The sequence below is a fragment of the Streptomyces sp. C10-9-1 genome, from assembly GCF_024497955.1.
GTDB lineage: Bacteria > Actinomycetota > Actinomycetes > Streptomycetales > Streptomycetaceae > Streptomyces > Streptomyces sanyensis.
Genome location: NZ_JANHKP010000023.1, coordinates 79020 through 96913, shown reverse-complemented (window position 1 = coordinate 96913; position 17894 = coordinate 79020). Strand labels below are relative to the sequence as shown.

Annotated in this window: 20 protein-coding genes; 12 read left to right on the top strand and 8 right to left on the bottom strand. The window is 74.1% G+C overall.

Annotation, left to right across the window (positions count from 1 at the left end; translation table 11 throughout):
* Nucleotides 1-81, bottom strand: an 81-nt coding sequence (locus NPS70_RS28790; protein WP_374212062.1) for a biotin carboxylase N-terminal domain-containing protein, incomplete at its 3' end; no start/stop codon positions are given.
* 354 nt (nt 82-435) lie between these two features.
* Here NPS70_RS28790 and NPS70_RS27015 point away from each other — a divergent pair.
* Nucleotides 436-897 (top strand): hypothetical protein, encoded by a 462-nt coding sequence (locus NPS70_RS27015; protein WP_256527062.1) that lies wholly within the window; start codon nt 436-438, stop codon nt 895-897.
* A gap of 25 nt (nt 898-922) precedes the next feature.
* Here the strand turns inward: NPS70_RS27015 and NPS70_RS27010 are convergent, their stop codons facing one another.
* From NPS70_RS27010 to NPS70_RS26995, 4 genes are all read right to left on the bottom strand, one after another.
* Nucleotides 923-1513, bottom strand: coding sequence for a nucleoside triphosphate pyrophosphatase (locus NPS70_RS27010; RefSeq protein WP_256527061.1), 591 nt, complete (start codon nt 1511-1513; stop codon nt 923-925).
* A gap of 72 nt (nt 1514-1585) precedes the next feature.
* A complete protein-coding gene (gene mmpB, locus NPS70_RS27005; RefSeq protein WP_256527060.1) occupies nt 1586-1714 on the bottom strand; it encodes a morphogenic membrane protein MmpB in 129 nt (42 codons plus the stop codon).
* A gap of 143 nt (nt 1715-1857) precedes the next feature.
* Nucleotides 1858-2067, bottom strand: a complete 210-nt coding sequence (locus NPS70_RS27000) for an acyl-CoA carboxylase epsilon subunit (RefSeq protein ID WP_256527059.1) — start codon at nt 2065-2067, stop codon at nt 1858-1860.
* 11 nt (nt 2068-2078) lie between these two features.
* Nucleotides 2079-3671, bottom strand: coding sequence for an acyl-CoA carboxylase subunit beta (locus tag NPS70_RS26995; protein WP_256527058.1), 1593 nt, complete (start codon nt 3669-3671; stop codon nt 2079-2081).
* A 150-nt stretch (nt 3672-3821) separates the two neighbouring features.
* Here NPS70_RS26995 and NPS70_RS26990 point away from each other — a divergent pair, with 150 nt between their 5' ends.
* The 5 genes from NPS70_RS26990 (at nt 3822) to hutH (ending at nt 10033) form a co-directional block, all read left to right on the top strand.
* Nucleotides 3822-4691 (top strand): biotin--[acetyl-CoA-carboxylase] ligase, encoded by an 870-nt coding sequence (locus NPS70_RS26990; protein ID WP_256527056.1) that lies wholly within the window; start codon nt 3822-3824, stop codon nt 4689-4691.
* A gap of 203 nt (nt 4692-4894) precedes the next feature.
* Nucleotides 4895-6076 (top strand): adenylate/guanylate cyclase domain-containing protein, encoded by a 1182-nt coding sequence (locus tag NPS70_RS26985; protein ID WP_256527055.1) that lies wholly within the window; start codon nt 4895-4897, stop codon nt 6074-6076.
* A 189-nt stretch (nt 6077-6265) separates the two neighbouring features.
* Nucleotides 6266-7066, top strand: a complete 801-nt coding sequence (locus NPS70_RS26980) for an enoyl-CoA hydratase/isomerase family protein (protein ID WP_256527054.1) — start codon at nt 6266-6268, stop codon at nt 7064-7066.
* 101 nt (nt 7067-7167) lie between these two features.
* On the top strand, nt 7168-8370 hold the full coding sequence (locus NPS70_RS26975) for a sensor domain-containing diguanylate cyclase (protein ID WP_256527053.1): 1203 nt from the start codon (nt 7168-7170) through the stop codon (nt 8368-8370).
* 103 nt (nt 8371-8473) lie between these two features.
* A complete protein-coding gene (gene hutH, locus NPS70_RS26970) occupies nt 8474-10033 on the top strand; it encodes a histidine ammonia-lyase (RefSeq protein ID WP_256527071.1) in 1560 nt (519 codons plus the stop codon).
* A 46-nt stretch (nt 10034-10079) separates the two neighbouring features.
* Here the strand turns inward: hutH and NPS70_RS26965 are convergent, their stop codons facing one another.
* Nucleotides 10080-10370: an LAETG motif-containing sortase-dependent surface protein gene (locus NPS70_RS26965; RefSeq protein ID WP_256527052.1), complete on the bottom strand. Its 291-nt coding sequence runs from the start codon at nt 10368-10370 to the stop codon at nt 10080-10082.
* A 257-nt stretch (nt 10371-10627) separates the two neighbouring features.
* Here NPS70_RS26965 and NPS70_RS26960 point away from each other — a divergent pair, with 257 nt between their 5' ends.
* From NPS70_RS26960 to NPS70_RS26950, 3 genes are all read left to right on the top strand, one after another.
* Entirely contained in the window at nt 10628-11002 is a 375-nt protein-coding gene (locus NPS70_RS26960) for a hypothetical protein (RefSeq protein WP_256527051.1), read from the top strand.
* 439 nt (nt 11003-11441) lie between these two features.
* Complete coding sequence (locus NPS70_RS26955) at nt 11442-12704, top strand: Ig-like domain-containing protein (RefSeq protein ID WP_256527049.1); 1263 nt, start codon at nt 11442-11444, stop codon at nt 12702-12704.
* A gap of 129 nt (nt 12705-12833) precedes the next feature.
* Complete coding sequence (locus tag NPS70_RS26950; protein WP_256527047.1) at nt 12834-13832, top strand: GNAT family N-acetyltransferase; 999 nt, start codon at nt 12834-12836, stop codon at nt 13830-13832.
* A 28-nt stretch (nt 13833-13860) separates the two neighbouring features.
* Here the strand turns inward: NPS70_RS26950 and NPS70_RS26945 are convergent, their stop codons facing one another.
* Nucleotides 13861-14724 carry a helix-turn-helix transcriptional regulator gene (locus NPS70_RS26945; protein ID WP_256527046.1) on the bottom strand — a complete coding sequence of 288 codons (864 nt, stop codon included), beginning with the start codon at nt 14722-14724 and terminating at the stop codon, nt 13861-13863.
* Nucleotides 14725-14850: 126 nt separating this feature from the next.
* On the opposite strand from NPS70_RS26945, the gene NPS70_RS26940 reads away from it, so the two are divergent.
* Nucleotides 14851-15903 carry an NAD(P)-dependent alcohol dehydrogenase gene (locus NPS70_RS26940; RefSeq protein ID WP_256527044.1) on the top strand — a complete coding sequence of 351 codons (1053 nt, stop codon included), beginning with the start codon at nt 14851-14853 and terminating at the stop codon, nt 15901-15903.
* A 113-nt stretch (nt 15904-16016) separates the two neighbouring features.
* Nucleotides 16017-16367, top strand: a complete 351-nt coding sequence (locus NPS70_RS26935; protein WP_256527070.1) for a DUF1330 domain-containing protein — start codon at nt 16017-16019, stop codon at nt 16365-16367.
* 54 nt (nt 16368-16421) lie between these two features.
* Here NPS70_RS26935 and NPS70_RS26930 read toward each other — a convergent pair whose 3' ends face one another.
* On the bottom strand, nt 16422-16796 hold the full coding sequence (locus NPS70_RS26930; RefSeq protein ID WP_256527043.1) for a VOC family protein: 375 nt from the start codon (nt 16794-16796) through the stop codon (nt 16422-16424).
* 436 nt (nt 16797-17232) lie between these two features.
* Between NPS70_RS26930 and NPS70_RS26925 the strand changes: the two genes are divergently transcribed.
* On the top strand, nt 17233-17808 hold the full coding sequence (locus tag NPS70_RS26925; RefSeq protein ID WP_256527042.1) for a hypothetical protein: 576 nt from the start codon (nt 17233-17235) through the stop codon (nt 17806-17808).
* Nucleotides 17809-17894: the final 86 nt, after the last annotated feature.

The window sequence follows — 17894 nt, the reverse complement described above, 5'->3', positions numbered from 1 at the left end:
GCTCAGGATCCCCGCATCCCGGCACGCCCGGGCCACGCGGACAGCGATTTCGCCACGGTTGGCGATGAGCACCTTGCGCACGATGGCTCCCTCCTTGAAACAAGCTGAGTTTAGGGACTGCCGACACGGCCTTTCGACCCGTCCCCAATGGTGAGCTTGCCCACACGGAGCGTGATTCGAGGCTCGATCGAGCGCGAAATCCCTTGTCGCATCACGGTACGACGGGTTCTCTCCCAGCACAGTAGCCCTCCGGTGTGGTCAAGGTCTCTGTTCACCGGCCCACCGGCCCGGGGTGATTCTTTGTGGAGTCCCTACGAATGGACCAATCAAACTTTGCCGGGCGCCCGGGAGTGCCGCACCTCTTGTCCCCGCGTCTACCGGTCAGTAGCGTGCCGGTCGTCGTACGTACGTCCGGCAACGAGGGTTGGGGGCGCCGTGGTGCGCAGAACGGTGGCCGTGGCGGCCGCGCTTGTCCTGCTGGCGGAGGCCGTCGGCATCGTCGTGCTCAACGGCATCATGGCCCGCTTCGTGACGGGCCAGAACATGTCCCTGGACGGAATGGACCCGCAGGTGATGGCCGGAGGAACCTGGGCCCTCGGCATAGGCTCGGGCCTGTTCCTCGCGGCCTGCTCCGTGCTGCTGGCGCTGACCGGGGTCCGCGACCGCGCCCCCGGGAGGGTCGCGCGCATCCTGCTCGTCGTCTGCGCCGTGGCGCACGGCGTGCTCGGCGCCCTGGCGGTGGGACTGGTCGGCTGGGGCGCGTTCGCCTTCCTCATGGCCGTGCTCGGCCTGGTGGTCCTGCCGCTGGTCGCCTACGAACGCGACGCGGCCGCGCCCGCGGAACCCGGGGGCGGGGCTGCGGCGTCGGGAGCCGGACCGGACGCGGCCCCGGCCTGAGCGGGGGCGGCGGCCGGCCCCGCGCTCAGGTCCACAGGTCGGTGACGGAGTGCCCCACCTCGGCGAGCAGCCGGCGCAGCAGGGGCAGCGACAGCCCGATGACGTTGCCGTGGTCCCCCTCGATCGCGTCCACGAAGGGGGCGGACCGGCCGTCCAGCGTGAAGGCCCCCGCCACGTGCAGCGGTTCGCCGCTCGCCACGTAGGCCGCGATCTCCGCGTCCGAGGGCTCGCCGAAGCGGACCGTGGTCGACGCGGTCGCCGAGGCGCGGCGGCCGGTCACGGTGTCGATCACGCAGTGCCCGGTCCTGAGCACTCCGGCCCTGCCGCGCATCGCCTTCCATCGGGCGGTCGCCTCCTCGGCGTCGGCGGGCTTGCCGTGCGCCACGCCGTCGAGGTCGAGCACGGAGTCGCAGGCCACCAGCAGCGAGCCGGCCGCCTCGGGGCGGGCCGCGACGGCCTCCGCCTTGGCCTCGGCCAGCAGCAGCGCCAGCTCCCCGGGGGTGGGAGCGGTGAGCGCGTCCTCGTCCACGCCGCTGACCAGGACGTGCGGGTCGAAACCGGCCTGGCGGAGGAGTCCGAGGCGGGCGGGGGAGGCGGAGGCGAGGACGAGGCGCATGGCGCCATGCTACGGGCGCCGCCACCCGGCACCGGCCCCGGGCAGGGGTGCCCGCGGCCCGTGCGGGCGCGGTCAGCGCAGACCGGTCGCGACCATGGCGACGAGCATCGCGAGGGCCAGCAGCAGGCCCGCGCGGCGCAGCATCGCCTGCATGTCGCGCATCTCCTTCGGCGGCTCGTTCTCGGGATCGGACCAGAGCATGCCCCCGATCCTGCCGCCCCGGCCGCGACGCGGCCTGAGTACGCGTACTCAGGCCCGCCGGAGGCACCCGGGCGCCCCGCGCCCCGGCCGGACGGGGCGGGCCCCGCACCCCGTCCCGGACGGCGCACCGCCCGGGACGTCCCTCAGACCGGCCAGTAGGTGCGCCCCCAGGACCGCGGCCCCGGCTGGGGCCTGCGGGTGCGGGCGATGCGCGCGGGGTCCGACCACCCCTCCGGCACCGCCTCCGTCGCGCCCGCCGCCGCCTCGGCGGCCGCCGCGGCGCGCGCCCGGACGACGGCCAGGGCGGCCGCCAGCTCCTCCGGGGTCGGGTTTCCTCGTACGACCCTGATCATCGCTCAGCCTCCTACAGCGGGATGTTGCCGTGCTTCTTGGGGGGCAGGCTCTCCCGCTTGGTCCGCAGCTGCCGCAGTCCCTTGACGATGTGCGCGCGCGTCTCGGAGGGCATGACCACCGCGTCGATGTAGCCGCGCTCGGCGGCCGTGTACGGGTTCAGCAGCGCGTCCTCGTACTCCTGGATCAGCCGCGCCCGGGTCGTCTCCTGCTCCTCGGGGTCCTCCACGGCGGCGATGGTGCGGCGGTGCAGGATGTTCACGGCGCCCTGGGCGCCCATCACGGCGATCTGCGCCGTCGGCCACGCCAGGTTGAGGTCCGCGCCCAGGTGCTTGGAGCCCATCACGTCGTACGCCCCGCCGAACGCCTTGCGGGTGATGACGGTGATCAGCGGGACCGTCGCCTCCGCGTAGGCGTAGATCAGCTTGGCGCCGCGCCGGATGATGCCGCCGTACTCCTGGTCCACGCCCGGCAGGAAGCCGGGCACGTCCACGAAGGTCAGCACGGGGACGTTGAAGGCGTCGCAGGTGCGCACGAAGCGCGCGGCCTTCTCGGAGGCGTCGATGTCCAGGCAGCCGGCGAACTGCATGGGCTGGTTGGCGACGATGCCCACCGGGTGCCCCTCCACCCGCCCGAAACCGGTCACGATGTTCGGCGCGAACAGCGCCTGCGTCTCCAGGAACTCCGCGTCGTCGAGGACGTGCTCCACGACGGTGCGGATGTCGTAGGGCTGGTTCGCCGAGTCCGGGATCAGCGTGTCCAGCTCGCGGTCCTCGTCGCCGACGGCGGTGTCCGCGGCCTCGGGGAACGACGGCGGCTCCGAGAGGTTGTTCGACGGAAGGTAGGACAGCAGCGACTTGACGTACTCGATCGCGTCCTTCTCGTCGCCGGACATGTGGTGCGCCACGCCCGAGGTGCTGTTGTGGGTGCGCGCGCCGCCCAGCTCCTCGAAGCCCACGTCCTCGCCGGTCACCGTCTTGATGACGTCCGGGCCGGTGATGAACATGTGCGAGGTCTGGTCCACCATCACCGTGAAGTCCGTGATGGCCGGGGAGTACACCGCACCGCCCGCGCAGGGGCCGACGACCAGCGAGATCTGCGGGATGACGCCCGAGGCGTGGGTGTTGCGGCGGAAGATCTCGCCGTACATCCCGAGCGCGCTGACGCCCTCCTGGATGCGGGCGCCGCCGGAGTCGTTGATGCCCACGACCGGGCAGCCGGTCTTCAGGGCGAAGTCCATCACCTTGATGATCTTCTGCCCGAACACCTCGCCGAGGGCGCCGCCGAAGACGGTGAAGTCCTGCGAGAACACGGCCACCGGGCGGCCGTCGACCGTCCCGTAGCCGGTGACCACGCCGTCGCCGTAGGGCCGGGTCTTCTCCAGGCCGAAGTTGGTCGAGCGGTGGCGGGCGAACTCGTCCAGCTCCACGAACGAGTCCTCGTCGAGCAGCAGACCGATCCGCTCCCGGGCCGTCAGCTTGCCCTTGGCGTGCTGCTTCTCCACGGCACGTGCGGAGCCGGCGTGCGTCGCCTCGTGGATCCGGCGCTGGAGATCCGCGATCTTGCCCGCGGTGGTGTGGATGTCGATGGCTTCCGGCTCGGACATCGGGGTGCGGCTCCCTGACTGGTCGCGGGGACGGTGACGGAGGGGTCGGTGACGGAGTCGACTGAACGGGTTCCGTTGCTACTGGCTCGTAGCGTATCGGCGCCGATTGCGTTCGGCAGTGCGGCGTTTGCCACACCTAACCTGGGTTGCATGACGCCAGACAATGCGCCCGACGGCGCGCACGCAAGCCGCTGGTCCGACCTCGACCGCCCGCCGCTGAACACCGCCTCGCTGCGCCGCGGCATCCTCGTCCCGGGCGGGCTGTGGACCTCCCTGGAGGTCGTCGCCTCGACCGGCTCCACCAACGCGGACCTGGTGGAACGTGCCGCCTCGCTGGAGGAGGGCACCGTGCTGGTGGCCGAGGAGCAGACCGCCGGGCGCGGCCGTCTCGACCGCAGCTGGACCGCCCCGGCCCGCTCCGGGCTGTTCGTCTCCGTGCTGCTGCGGCCCGGTGCGGGCGTCCCCGTCGAGCGCTGGGGCTGGCTCCCGCTGCTCGCCGGAGTCGCCGCCGCGACCGGCCTGGCCCGGGCGGCGGGGACGGACATGTCCCTCAAATGGCCCAACGACCTGCTGGTGACCGTGGACGGCGAGGAGCGCAAGACCGGCGGGATCCTCGCCGAGCGGGCGGGCGGGGACGCGGTGGTGCTCGGCATCGGCGTCAACGTCACGCTGCGCGCCGACGAGCTGCCCGTCCCGGGGGCGGGTTCGCTGGCCCTGGCGAACGCCGTCTCCACCGACCGGGACCCGCTGCTGCGGGCCGTGCTGCGCGCGCTGGAGGAGTGGTACGGGCGCTGGCGGTCGGCGGGCGGCGACCCGGCCGCCTCGGGGCTCCAGGAGGCCTACGCGGCGGGCTGCGCCACGCTGGGCCGCACGGTCCGCGCCGAGCTGCCCGGAGGCGGGGAGCTGACCGGCGAGGCCGTCGCCGTCGACGGCGACGGCCGCCTGGTCGTCTCGGGCGCGGACGGCGAGCGCACCCCGGTCGGCGCGGGCGACGTCGTCCATCTGCGCACCGCGGGCTGACGGGCCGGGGCGCGCGGGGCCGGTGTGGCCGCGGGGACGCCCGGGGCGGGGGAGGTGCCCCCCGGTGACCGGCGGGTATACCCGATCCCGTCCGGATCGAGTCGGCCTTCGGGACGTGAGCTGAGGCACACCTGCCGTATCGTTGAGGCGATCGAGCGACAGATCGGCAGGTACGTGCGCAGGGAACGGGCAGGAGGCGGCTGGTGACCGTCGACGACACCACGTCCGGCGCGGGCGCGCAGCCGCCGCGCGACCCCTCGTCCGGCTCCTCCGGCTCCGGGGCCCCGCCGGGGGCCGGCGCCGTCCACCCGCCGCACCGCGAGGTCGACCACACGGCGGAGCCCTCGGACGACCCGCTGGCCATCCGGCTCGAACAGCTGATCCTCGGCGCCGAGCGGCGCTACACGCCCTTCCAGGCCGCGCGCACGGCCGGGGTCTCCATGGAGCTCGCCTCCCGCTTCTGGCGCGCCATGGGCTTCGCCGACATCGGCCAGGCCAGGGCGCTGACCGAGGCCGACGTACTGGCCCTGCGGCGCCTGGCCGGCCTCGTCGAGGCGGGCCTGCTCAGCGAGCCGATGGCCATCCAGGTCGCCCGGTCCACCGGGCAGACCACCGCCCGGTTGGCCGAGTGGCAGATCGACTCCTTCCTGGAGGGGCTGACCGAGCCGCCGGAACCCGGGATGACCCGCACCGAGGTCACCTACCCCCTGGTCGAACTGCTCCTGCCCGAGCTGGAGGAGTTCCTCGTCTACGTGTGGCGGCGCCAGCTCGCCGCGGCCACCGGCCGCGTGGTGCAGGCCGCGGACGACGAGGAGATGGTCGACCGGCGCCTCGCCGTCGGCTTCGCCGACCTCGTCGGCTTCACCCGGCTGACCCGCCGGCTGGAGGAGGAGGAGCTCGGCGAGCTGGTCGAGTCCTTCGAGACCACCTGCGCCGACCTGGTGGCCGCCCACGGCGGCCGGCTGATCAAGACCCTGGGCGACGAGGTCCTCTACGCCGCCGACGACGCCCGCACCGCCGCCGAGATCGCGCTGCGCCTGATCGACGCGATGACCGAGGACGAGACCATGCCCGCCCTGCGCGTCGGCATCGCCTTCGGCACGGTGACCACGCGGATGGGGGACGTCTTCGGCACCACGGTCAACCTGGCCAGCCGGCTGACGTCGATAGCGCCGAAGGACGCCGTCCTGGTGGACGGGGCGTTCGCCGAGGAGCTGATCAGGACCGGGGACGCACCCGCGTCGGAGGCCGAGGCGGCTGCCGCGGAGAAGGAGGGGGAGGAGCCCTCGCCCTACCGCTACGGGCTCCAGCCGATGTGGCAGCGCCCGGTGCGCGGCCTGGGCGTGGTGGAGCCGTGGCTGCTCGGGCGGCGCCCCCGCCCCTGACGCGCCCGGCGCTGCCGTCCGCCCCGCGCACGCGCCCCCGTCCCCGGCGCGCCCCGTTTGCTTCCCCCTCGGCCCGGCCGGCCGGGCCGCGCCTGCCGGGCGCGGATTTCCCGGGCCTCGCCCCCGCCGGGGCGCCCGAGGGGACCTATGATCCCGGTGAACCATCGTTAACCGGGAGGGTGGGACGTCATGGCGGAAACCGAGCAGAGGTTCGGCGAGTTCGTCGCGGTGCGCAGGCACGAGCAGGGGTACGTGGCCGAGCTGGTGCTCGACCGTCCGAAGGCGATGAACGCCGTCTCCACCGCGATGGCGGCCTCCGTCGCGGCCGCCTGCGAGGCGCTCGCCGCGGACCGGGACGTCCGCGTCACCGTGGTGACCTCCAGCAACGACAGGGCCTTCTGCGTCGGCGCCGACCTCAAGGAGCGCAACTCCTTCTCCGACGCCGACCTGGTGCGCCAGCGCCCGACCGCGCGGTCCGCCTACACGGGGGTGCTGGAGCTCCCCATGCCGACCATCGCGGCCGTCCACGGCTTCGCGCTCGGCGGCGGCTTCGAACTCGCCCTCTCCTGCGATGTGATCGTCGGCGACGCCACCACCGTGGTCGGGCTGCCCGAGGTCTCCGTGGGCGTCATCCCCGGCGGTGGCGGAACCCAGCTCCTGCCGCGGCGCGTCGGTGCCGCGCGGGCCGCCGAGCTGGTCTTCACGGCGCGGCGCGTCGAGGCCGCGGAGGCCCGGGAGTCGGGACTGGTCGACGTGCTCGCCGAGGACGCCCGCGCCGAGGCGCTGGCCCTCGCGGCGCGCATCGCCGTCAACTCCCCGGTCGGTCTGCGCAACGCCAAGAAGGCCATGCGCCTGGGCCAGGGCCTGGATCTCCGGGCGGGCCTGGAGGTGGAGGACGCCGCCTGGCGTGCCACGGCCTTCTCCGGCGACCGCGCCGAGGGGGTCGCCGCGTTCAACGAGAAGCGGAAGCCGGCCTGGCCCGGGGAGTGACCCGGCGGGTCGGCGCGGGTGGGTCGGCCTCCCGGGCCGCCCCGGCCGTTCGTGCCCGCGTCGACCGATGAAAACCGGACAAACCTCCCTAAGCTGGAAAGATGGCTGAGGATCGGCGGCTGCGGGCCGTGGTGGCGCTGGCACAGGCGATGGCGGCCGCCCACACGCCGCGCGAGACCTGGCGCGCCGCGGCGCTCGGCGCCTGTGTCGCGCTCGACGGCACCTTCGGGGCGCTGTCGACGTGGGAGCGCGAGCGCGGCAGGCTGCGGGTGCTGGTGAACGCCGGTCAGAGAGTGGACGACGAGGAGGAGTTCCCGGAGTCCGAGAGCTATCCGGTGAACCGTTTCCCCGAGATCACGGAGTTCCTCCACACGCAGTGGGCGGGCGGCGCGGGCGGCCCCGCCGCCGGAGGGCGCCGCGGCGGCGCCTGGGTGGAGACCGCCGACGGCCCCGCCACGCCGGGGCACGGCTACTGCCACCAGCGCGTCGCCGCCCTGCGCCGACGGCGCCGCGGCTCCTGTGTGGTCGCGCCGATCGTGCTCCACGGCCGCGCCTGGGGCGAGCTCTATGTGGCCCGCCCCCTCGGCGCGCCCCTCTTCACCGGCGCGGACGCCGACTTCGCCACGGTGCTCGCCTCGGTCGTCGCCGCCGGGATCGTGCAGACCGAGCGGCTGGAGGAGGTGCGCCGACTGGCCTTCACCGACCCGCTGACCGGTCTCGCCAACCGCAGGGCCGTCGACAGCCGACTCGACGAGGCCCTGGAGCGGCACGTGGCGGACGGCACGGTGGTGAGCCTGGTGGTCTGCGACCTCAACGGCCTCAAGCAGGTCAACGACACCCTCGGGCACGCCGTCGGCGACCGGCTGCTGGAACGGTTCGGCTCGGTGCTCTCCCGGTGCGGCGCGATGCTGGCGGGCGCGCTCGCGGCCCGCCTCGGCGGCGACGAGTTCTGCCTCCTCGCCGAGGGTCCGGCCGCCGACGAGGTGGTGGCGGCCGCCGAGGAGCTGTGTGTGCGGGCCGGGGAACTCGAACTGGGTGCCGGGGTCGCCTGCGGTGTCGCCTCGACCGGCGACCCGATCGGCCGGGTGCGGGACGGGCGCCGGCTGTTCCGGCTGGCCGACGCCGCCCAGTACCGGGCCAAGGCCGCCCGCTCGCCCGGGCCGGTGGTCGCGGGGCGGGACGGGACCGTGATGCGCCTGGCCGACTCCCCTCCGCCCTCGCCGCAGGACCGCAGGCGTTTCCGCGACGCCCGCCCGGAGGAGGACCCGGCGGCCGCGGCGGAGGAGCCGTGGAGCGAGCCGTGACGCGCCGGGGCCGCCCTCCGCCGGCCGCCCCCGCGGCAGGGAGCCGCTGCCCGCCGGACTGGTGACAGGTTGCGATTCAGTCCGTACGCTGCTGAATATGGATATGCACACTGTCGTGGTGGGGACGTCCGGCACCACCGTCGAAGACGTCGTCGCCGTGGCCCGCGACGGGGCCCGTGTCGAACTCTCCCCCGAAGCCCGCGCGGCCCTCGCCGAGGCCCGGGCCGTCGTGGACGCCCTGGCCGCCAAGCCCGAGCCCGTCTACGGGGTCTCCACCGGTTTCGGTGCCCTCGCCACCCGCCACATCAGCCCGGAGCTGCGCGTCCAGCTCCAGCGCAACATCGTGCGCTCGCACGCCGCCGGGATGGGCCCGCGCGTCGAACGCGAGGTGGTGCGCGCCCTGATGTTCCTGCGCCTGAAGACCGTGTGCTCCGGCCGCACCGGCGTACGCCCCGAGGTCGCGCAGACCATGGCGGACGTGCTCAACGCCGGCATCACCCCCGTCGTCCACGAGTACGGGTCCCTCGGCTGCTCCGGTGACCTCGCACCGCTGTCCCACTGCGCCCTCGCGCTCATGGGCGAAGGCGACGCGGAGGGCCCCGACGGCACCCTGCGGCCCGTCGCCGAGCTCTTCGCCGAGCACGGCGTCAAGCCGGTGGAGCTCCACGAGAAGGAGGGGCTGGCGCTCCTCAACGGCACCGACGGCATGCTCGGCATGCTGATCATGGCCCTCGCCGACCTCTCCCGGCTCTACACCTCGGCCGACATCACCGCGGCGCTCACCCTGGAGGCGCTGCTCGGTACCGAGAGGGTCCTCGCCCCCGAGCTGCACGCGATCCGCCCGCACCCGGGCCAGGCGGCCTCCGCCGCCAACATGCTCTCCGTCCTGAAGGGCTCCGGGCTCACCGGGCACTTCCAGGAGGAGGAGGCGCCCCGCGTCCAGGACGCCTACTCGGTGCGCTGCGCCCCCCAGGTCGCGGGCGCGGGGCGCGACACCCTGGCACACGCCCTCCTCGTGGCCGAGCGCGAGCTGGCCGCCGCGGTGGACAACCCCGTGGTCCTCCTCGGCGACACCGCCGGTGCCGAGGGCCGGGTGGAGTCCAACGGCAACTTCCACGGCGCCCCGGTCGCCTACGTGCTCGACTTCCTCGCCATCGCCGCCGCCGATCTCGCCTCGATCGCCGAGCGCCGCACCGACCGGCTCCTGGACAAGAACCGCTCGCACGGCCTGCCGCCCTTCCTGGCCGACGACGCGGGAGTGGACTCCGGTCTGATGATCGCCCAGTACACCCAGGCCGCACTGGTCAGCGAGATGAAGCGGCTCGCCGTCCCGGCCTCCGCCGACTCCATCCCCTCCTCGGCGATGCAGGAGGACCACGTCTCGATGGGCTGGTCGGCCGCGCGCAAGCTGCGCACCGCCGTCGACAACCTCACCCGCGTGCTCGCCGTCGAGCTGTACGCGGCCAGCCGCGCGCTGGAGCTCCGGCGCCACCTCACCCCGGCCCCGGCCTCCCGGGCCGCCGTGGAGGCGCTGCGCGCCGCGGGCGTCCGGGGCCCCGGCCCCGACCGCTTCCTCGCGCCCGACCTGGCCGCCGCCGACGCCTTCGTGCGCGACGGACGGCTGGTCGCGGCCGTGGAGCCGGTCACCGGCCCGCTGGCCTGAGGCCGTACCCCGGGGAGGACCGTCCGGTCCTCCCCGGGGCAGGGGGTCAGGCGGGCCGGGCGGCCCCGCGACGTACCGAGAAGGCGACGAAGCCCGCACCGATCGCCAGGCACGCCGCACCCCCGGCCAGATAGGGGGTGGTGTCCACGCTGCCCGTCTCCGCCAGCCGGAGCCCCTGCCCGCCGTCCCCGGCGACGGGTGCGGGCGCGGGGGAGGGAGCCGCGGAGGGCTCGGCCGGTCTGTCCGCGGTCGCGTTCGCCGAGGGGACGAACCACAGCGCGCACAGCAGCGTTCCTGCGGTGGCTGCGGTCAGCAGCGGGCGACGTGCGACGGACACGGAGCGGTCCCCCTCGAAGCGGTGGTGATCTGCGGTGCGCCGATGCTAGTGAACGCGGCGGGCCGCGCGAAACCCGAGGGCGCCGCCGAGTGCGGTCCGGTCGTCCCCGCCGGGCGCGCGACGACGGCCTCGCCGCGTCGCCGGGTCTTCCGAACGCACCCGCTGCGAAGGCGGCCCTCCGCCTTCCGGCGCACCGCATCCGACGCCGCGCGCCTCATCCACCGGGCACGACGGGACAGCCCTTACGCTCCCGTTCCATGACGACGGATGAGACCGGGCGCTTCGTGCGCCTCCGGGTGGATCTGGTCCTGGAGATCGAGGACCTCGGGGCGCTCACGGGCGCCGCACTGGAGCGGATCGCCGCCGACCCGCTGCTGCACGACGACGAGCGCGCCCACGCCGAGTCGGCGGTGCGCGAGGACGGAGCGGAGGCCCTGGCCTCCCTCGTCGACCCCTTCGACCTGCTCTCGGAGGTGCCGGGCGTCGAGCTGACCCAGGCGTCCTGGAGCAGCGAGGCGGTCGCCTACGACCCGGACGCGCTGGAGTGGGACCTCGACGAGGACGACGGGGACGACGGGGACGACGAGGACGACGAGGACGGCGACGCCCCGGCCGGTGAGGGCGCACGGTAGGGCGGCGAGGCGCGCGGCAGGGCGCGGGAGCGGGCGCGGCGGCCCCGCCCGGGGCTGCCGAGGCGCCCGGGACACGCGGGACGCCCGGGACACGCAGGACGCCTCCGGCCGCACCGGCGCAGCCCCGGCCGAAGGGGGCGGTACCGGGACGCCCCCGTCGAGGAGCATGATGGGGACGGAGCGGCCCCTCCAGCGCCCCCCGGTGCTCCTCCGCGGGTCCGGCGCGAGCGGCGGGCATCGGAGGCCCGGACACCGGGCAGGAGCAACGAACCGGACCACGGGTGCAACCGGCGGGCTTCCCACCGCGTCGAAACGAACGGCGGGGCAGGCGCCCGGGGGAGCGCCCGGCAGTGTTGTTCCCCACATCCCTTGCGGAGAGGGAACCGGATACCCCGATATGGGGATTGTCCCTAGTGACGGTCAGGCGGAATCGGCGACGATGGAGAAGCGTGTGATGACGGACAGCAAGCGGCGCAGGGGCCTGGTGGCCGTGTCCGCGATGCTCGGGGGCGTGCTGGTGCTTTCCGCGTGCAGCGACGGCGACAAGGAAGCGTCCACCAAGAGTTCCGCGGCGTCACAGGCGGAGGTCGACGCGGCGGCGGCCAAGGAGGTCTCCAAGGCCCGAATAGCGATCACGCCCGAGAACGGCTCCGACAACGCCAGCATCAACAACGCCGCCAAGGTCACCGTCACCGACGGCACCCTGACCGCGGTGGAGATGACCGCCGCGGACGGTACCCCGGTCGCGGGCACCCTGGCCGCGGACGGCAGGAGCTGGCAGCCGGACGCCCCGCTGCAGCGGTCCACCTCCTACAAGCTCGCCGCCACGGCGAAGGACGAGGCCGGGCTGGAGGCCCACGAGAACTCCTCCTTCACCACCGTGTCCCCGGACGACAGCTTCATCGGCTACTTCACGCCCGAGGACGGCTCCACCGTCGGCGTCGGCATGCCGGTCTCGATCAACTTCAACAAGGCGATCACCGACCGCAAGGCCGTCCAGTCCGGCATCACCGTCAGCTCCAGCTCCGGCCAGGAGGTCGTCGGCCACTGGTTCAACGACCAGCGCCTGGACTTCCGCCCGGACCAGTACTGGACCGAGGGCTCCACGGTGACCCTCAAGCTGGCCCTCGACGGCGTCGAGGGCGCGGACGGCATGTACGGAGTCCAGCAGAAGACCGTCACCTTCAAGATCGGCCGCAACCAGGTCTCCACGGTCGACGTCGCCGCCAAGACCATGACGGTCACCCAGGACGGCAAGACGATCAAGACCATCCCGATCTCCGCCGGCTCGCCCGAGAACCCGACCTACAACGGCCAGATGGTGATCTCCGAGAAGTTCAAGGAGACCCGGATGAACGGCGCCACCGTCGGCTTCACCGACGACGACGGCGAGGGCGAGTACGACATCAAGGACGTGCCGCACGCCATGCGCCTGTCCACCTCCGGCACCTTCATCCACGGCAACTACTGGGGCGCGGACTCCGTCTTCGGCAGCGCCAACACCAGCCACGGCTGCGTCGGCCTGAACGACGTCAAGGGCGCGGGCGACCCGAACCAGCCCGGCGCCTGGTTCTACGACAACTCCCTCGTCGGGGACGTGGTCGTCGTCAAGAACTCCAAGGACAAGGTCATCCAGCCCGACAACGGCCTCAACGGCTGGAACATGCCCTGGTCGCAGTGGACGGCCGGCTCCGCCGTCTGACCCACCGCACGACGCCACACACGCGGCGGCCCCCGACGGAGGGGGCCGCCGCCTCCGTTTCCGCCGGGGCCCTCCGACCCCGGGGAAAACCACCTGCGCCCCGTCGGAGACGCTCGTAGCCTGCCTCCCATGAGCACCTCCGCCCCGCCCGTCACCCCCCTGGCCACGCCCCCCACCGGCACCGCCGTCGACGCCTGGCACGCCACCGTGCGCGAGGCGCACCTCCACGACCTCCCCGGAGTGCCCCCGCCCGGCCGGGCCGACAGCGCCGGCAGGCTCAGCCTCCCGGCCGCCCGCACCCGGACCCTGCACCTGACCGCACCCGGTGCCGGCGGCGGCTTCGACGGTGTCGCCTCCCTGGTGCTCCCCACCGGCGACGCCGACCGGCACACGGCCCACCTGGACACCCTCGTCGTCCGCCCCGGCGCCCGCGGACACGGCACGGGGCACCGGCTCTGGGAGGCCCTGCGCGCCGCACTCCTCGCCGACGGCCGCACCTCGCTGTCCGCCCTGGTGGAGAGCGGCGGCGCCGGAGAGCGCTTCGCCCGCGCCCGCGGCTTCGCCAACGCCCTGCCGCTCGCCTGGTACGTGCAGGACCTGCGGGGCGCCCTCGCCGCACGACCGCAGGCCCCCGCCCTCCCGCCCGGCTACACCCACGCCCACTGGACCGGCACGGTCCCCGACGCCCACGCCGAGCCCTTCGCCGACGCCCACCGCGCCATGGCCGACGCCCCCTCGGGCGACCCCGGCACACCCGCCCCCGCCTGGGACGCAGACCGCGTGAGAGCGGCCGCCCGCCTGGTCGAGGAGCGGGGTGGCCGGATCCTCACCGCCGCCGTCCTGCACACCGCCACGGGGGAGGTCGCGGCCTACACCGAGCTCGTCCTGCGCGATCCCGCCGACACCCGGGCCCTCCAGTACGACACCGTGGTCATCCCCCGCCACCGCGGCCGGGGCCTCGGCCGGGCGGTCAAGCGCCACCTGATGGGCCTCGTACCCGGGACCCTGCCCTCCCTGCGCGAGATCGCCACGACCGTCGCCGACGACAACGCACCCATGCGCGCCGTCAACGCGGCCCTCGGCTACCGTCGCGAACGGACTGCCGGGTACTTCCGCACCACCCTGTGAGCCTCCCGCCCCGCGGGACCTCCCGCACTCACCTGGTGCCCGCGTCCGCCGCCTCCTCGACCCCCCAGTCGGAGAGCAGCCGCAGCGACTCCGCGGACCGGCTTCCCGGCTCCGCGTGGTAGGTGACCAGCGACAGGTCGTGGTCGTCGGGGAACTGAAGCGTCTCGTGCGCCAGATCCAGGTCGCCCACCAGCGGATGGTTCAGCCGCTTCACGCCGTGGCCCTTGTCCGCCACCGTGTGCGCCGCCCACAGCGACCGGAACTCCTCGCTCTTCACGGACAGTTCCCCCACCAGCCCCGACAACCGCAGATCGTCCGGGTAGCAGCCCGCGCACAGCCGCAGCACGCTCACCACCTCGACGGCCTTGCACTCCCAATCGCGGTACAGGCTCCGGGCGTTGTCGTCCAGGAACACATGCCGGGCCATGTTGCGCTCCTGCGGCTCCCACGCGGCGAAGTCGCCCAGCAGGGCCCGCGCCATCCGGTTCCACGCCAGGATGTCCAGCCCCCGGCCCAGCACCACAGCGGGCACCGGGTCCATCGCGTCGATCAGCTGCCGCACCTGCGGACGCACCTGCTGCGGCCGGGCCGCGGCCGCCCGGCGCTTCTTCGCCTTCGGCTTCGCCAGATGGGTCAGATGGGCCCGCTCGGTCTCCGACAGCCGCAGCGCCCGCGCGATCGAGTCCAGCACCTCCGAGGACACGTTCTGCCCGTTGCCCTGCTCCAGCCGCGTGTAGTACGCCACCGACACCCCGGCCAGCTGCGCCAGCTCCTCCCGGCGCAGCCCCGGCACCCGCCGGTAGCGCCCGAAGTCGGGAAGCCCCACGTCCGCAGGCTTCAGCCGGGCCCTCCTCGACCGGAGGAATTCGCTGAGTTCCGCACGCTGGTCCATCCCCCCAGTATCCGGTCCCCGGTCACCGGCCGATGCTGCGAGCCTGACCCTGCGGGTGATAGGCACCGCGGGCATAGGAACAGCAGGGGACTGGGTGCACCGACGCACCGGAGGCAGGCTCGCCCCATGACCACGAACGCCTCCACCGTCCCGGCCTACGCGGCCCCCGCCGCCGGCGCCCCGCTTCAGCGCACCACCATCCCCCGGCGAGCCGTGGGCGAGCACGACGTGCTGATCGACGTCAGGTTCGCGGGCATCTGCCACTCCGACATCCACCAGGCACGCGACGGCTGGGGCAAGGGCATCTACCCCATGGTCCCCGGCCACGAGATCGCCGGTGTCGTCGCCGAGGTCGGCTCCGGCGTCACCCGCTTCGCCCCCGGCGACCGGGTCGGCGTCGGCTGCCTCGTGGACTCCTGCCGCGTGTGCGACAACTGCGAGGCGGGCCTGGAGCAGTACTGCACCGGCGGCGGTGTGGCCACCTACAACGCCCTCGACAAGAACGGCGAGCCCACCTACGGCGGCTACTCCACCCGGATCGTCGTCGACGAGCGCTTCACCGTCCGCATCCCCGACGGCCTCGCGCTCGACCGGGCCGCCCCGCTGCTGTGCGCGGGCATCACCCTCTACTCGCCGCTGCGCCACTGGAAGGCCGGCCCCGGGAAGAAGGTCGCCATCGTCGGCCTCGGCGGCCTGGGCCACATGGGAGTCAAGATCGCCCACGCCCTCGGCGCCGAGGTGACCGTCCTCTCCCAGACGCTCCGCAAGAAGGACGACGGCCTCCGACTCGGCGCGGCGGCCTACCACGCCACCTCCGACGAGGCCACGTTCGAGGCGCTGGCCGGCACCTTCGACCTCATCGTCTCCACGGTCTCGGCACCGCTGCCCTTCGACACGTACCTCGGCCTGCTGCGCACGGACGGCGCACTGGTCAACGTGGGCGCCCCCGAGGAGCCCGTCTCCCTCAACCTGTTCTCGCTGATCGGCGACCGCAGGACGCTCGCCGGCTCGGGCATCGGCGGACTCCCCGAGACCCAGGAGATGCTCGACTTCTGCGCCGAGCACGGCCTCGGCGCGGAGATCGAGGTGATCTCCGCGGACCGGGTCAACGAGGCGTACGAGCGGGTCCTGGCGAGCGACGTGCGGTACCGCTTCGTCATCGACACGTCCACCATCTGACAGCCCGGCACCGTGCCCGTCGATGACCTCCGAGGTCATCGACGGGCACCTGCGCGTCCCGGCACGATCGGGGCATGCCCGGAACCCCGGGCACCCCGCCCCCGGAGGACGCCATGACCGCGTACGCCGTCGCCCACCTGCACCCCGCCGAGCACCTCGACGAGGAGGTCCTCACCTACATGGAACGCATCCAGCGGACCATGGAGCCTTACGGCGGACGCTTCCTCGTCCACGGCTCGGCCGTGGAGGTGCTGGAGGGCGACTGGCCCGGGGCCCTGGTGGTCGTCGCCTTCCCCAGCACCGGGGAGGCCCGAGCCTGGTACGCCTCCGACGCCTACCGGGCGCTCCTGCCGCTGCGCACCCGCCACATGGCGGGCGACGTGGTCCTCGCCGAGGGCGTGGGCCCCGGCTACGACGCCTCCGCGACGGCAGCGGCCCTCCGAGGGGCCCGGGCGGGCGCCTGATCCGGGGAGCCGCCCCGTGCTCCGGTCCGGCTCAGCCGGACCGGGGCCTGGTGCCTACCCGGGGGCGTGGCAGACCGCCTCGACGTTGTTGCCGTCCGGGTCCCGGACGAACGCCCCGTAGTACGCCGGGTGGTACTCCGGCCACGTCCTCGGCTCGTGCAGCACCTCGGCCCCCGCCGCGACCGCGGCCTCGAAGAAGGCGCGCACGGCCGCCCGGTCGCGCGCCGTGAAGGCAAGATGCGCCTCGCGGGCCGGGCCACCGGTGTCCGCCGGGCCGATCCAGAACGAGGGGAAGTCCCGCCCGTAGCCGATCACCCTGCCACCGTCGCGCTCGAAGAGCCGGGCCCCGCCCAGGGGGGCGAGCACACGGTCGTAGAAGGCGGCGCTGGCCGCCGGGTCCGTCACCTGTACCGAGATGTGGTCGATCATCCCCCGAGACTGGCACAGGCCGGGGCCATCCCGGCGGGGCGGCGTCCGTGAGCGCGGCGCCCTCGCCGGGCCGGGTGAAGCGGTAGCGGTTCGCGGCCCGGTCGAACGCCGCGCCGACCGGACACGGCGGCAGGCCGAACTCCCGCTCCGCCCACGGCAGCAGGGCCGCCGCCGGTACCTCCGGCCGGAGGCCGGTCTCGGGGAACGGCACCCGGTGGACGGTGACCAGGGCGTGCCCGCCGCAGCCGGGCCACGGTTCGGCCGGTCGGCCTCGCCGGGCGACAGGCGCCGCCCGCTCCGGTCGCCCGCGGGGAAGGCTCCCGGCCTCCTCGCCAGCAGGGACCACCTGAGGACTGCCGGAACCCGGCATCGATACCGGCAGGTAGGCCGCCGTACGGTGGCAGCGGTTCGCACAGATGACGGCGGAAGGACCGGGATGCAGGGAAGCAGTGAGGGCGGTGCGCTGTTCTCTGTGGTGTGGGGCGTGCTGGCGACGGGATTCGGTGTGATCGTGGCGGCGGACATACGGGGTGCCGCTGCCCGGCTGCTGACGTTCTCGCAGCGGTCCGTGCTCTTCGGAGCCCCCAGGAGAACGCTCGTGCGGCCCGGCTTCGTCCGGGCCGTAGCAGCCGTCTTCGCCCTGATCGGACCCGTGGTGTTCGTCACCGGGGTGCGGGAGCTGGCCCGGGGCGACGGCGCCTTCGGCGCTGGTTTCCCCCCGGTTCCTCTGCCCATTGCGGGGGGCATGGCCCTGTTCACCGCCGTCGCCTTCTGGCAACTGTGGCGCCGCGAGGGCGTGCTGCGGCAGGAATGGGACCGGGGCACGGTCGTCGCGCGCAGCGCTGCCGGCGTGCTCACGGCCTCGCTCGCGGGCTTCGCCGCCGCGGTCGTCCTCGGGGGGCCGGTGTTCGCGATGGGCCCGTGGCTGGTGGGGGGCCTGGCCGGTCTGGTGCTCCTGCTCGGCGGAAGCCGCACGGCCCCATCGGGGCAGTCCGGGGACGACGGCCGCTGACGCGGCAGGCCAGGAGGAGGGCGCCCGCCGAACGCGCTGGGCGCCGGACCCGGGCCGCCGGACTGTGATGATCTCTGCCGGGCCGC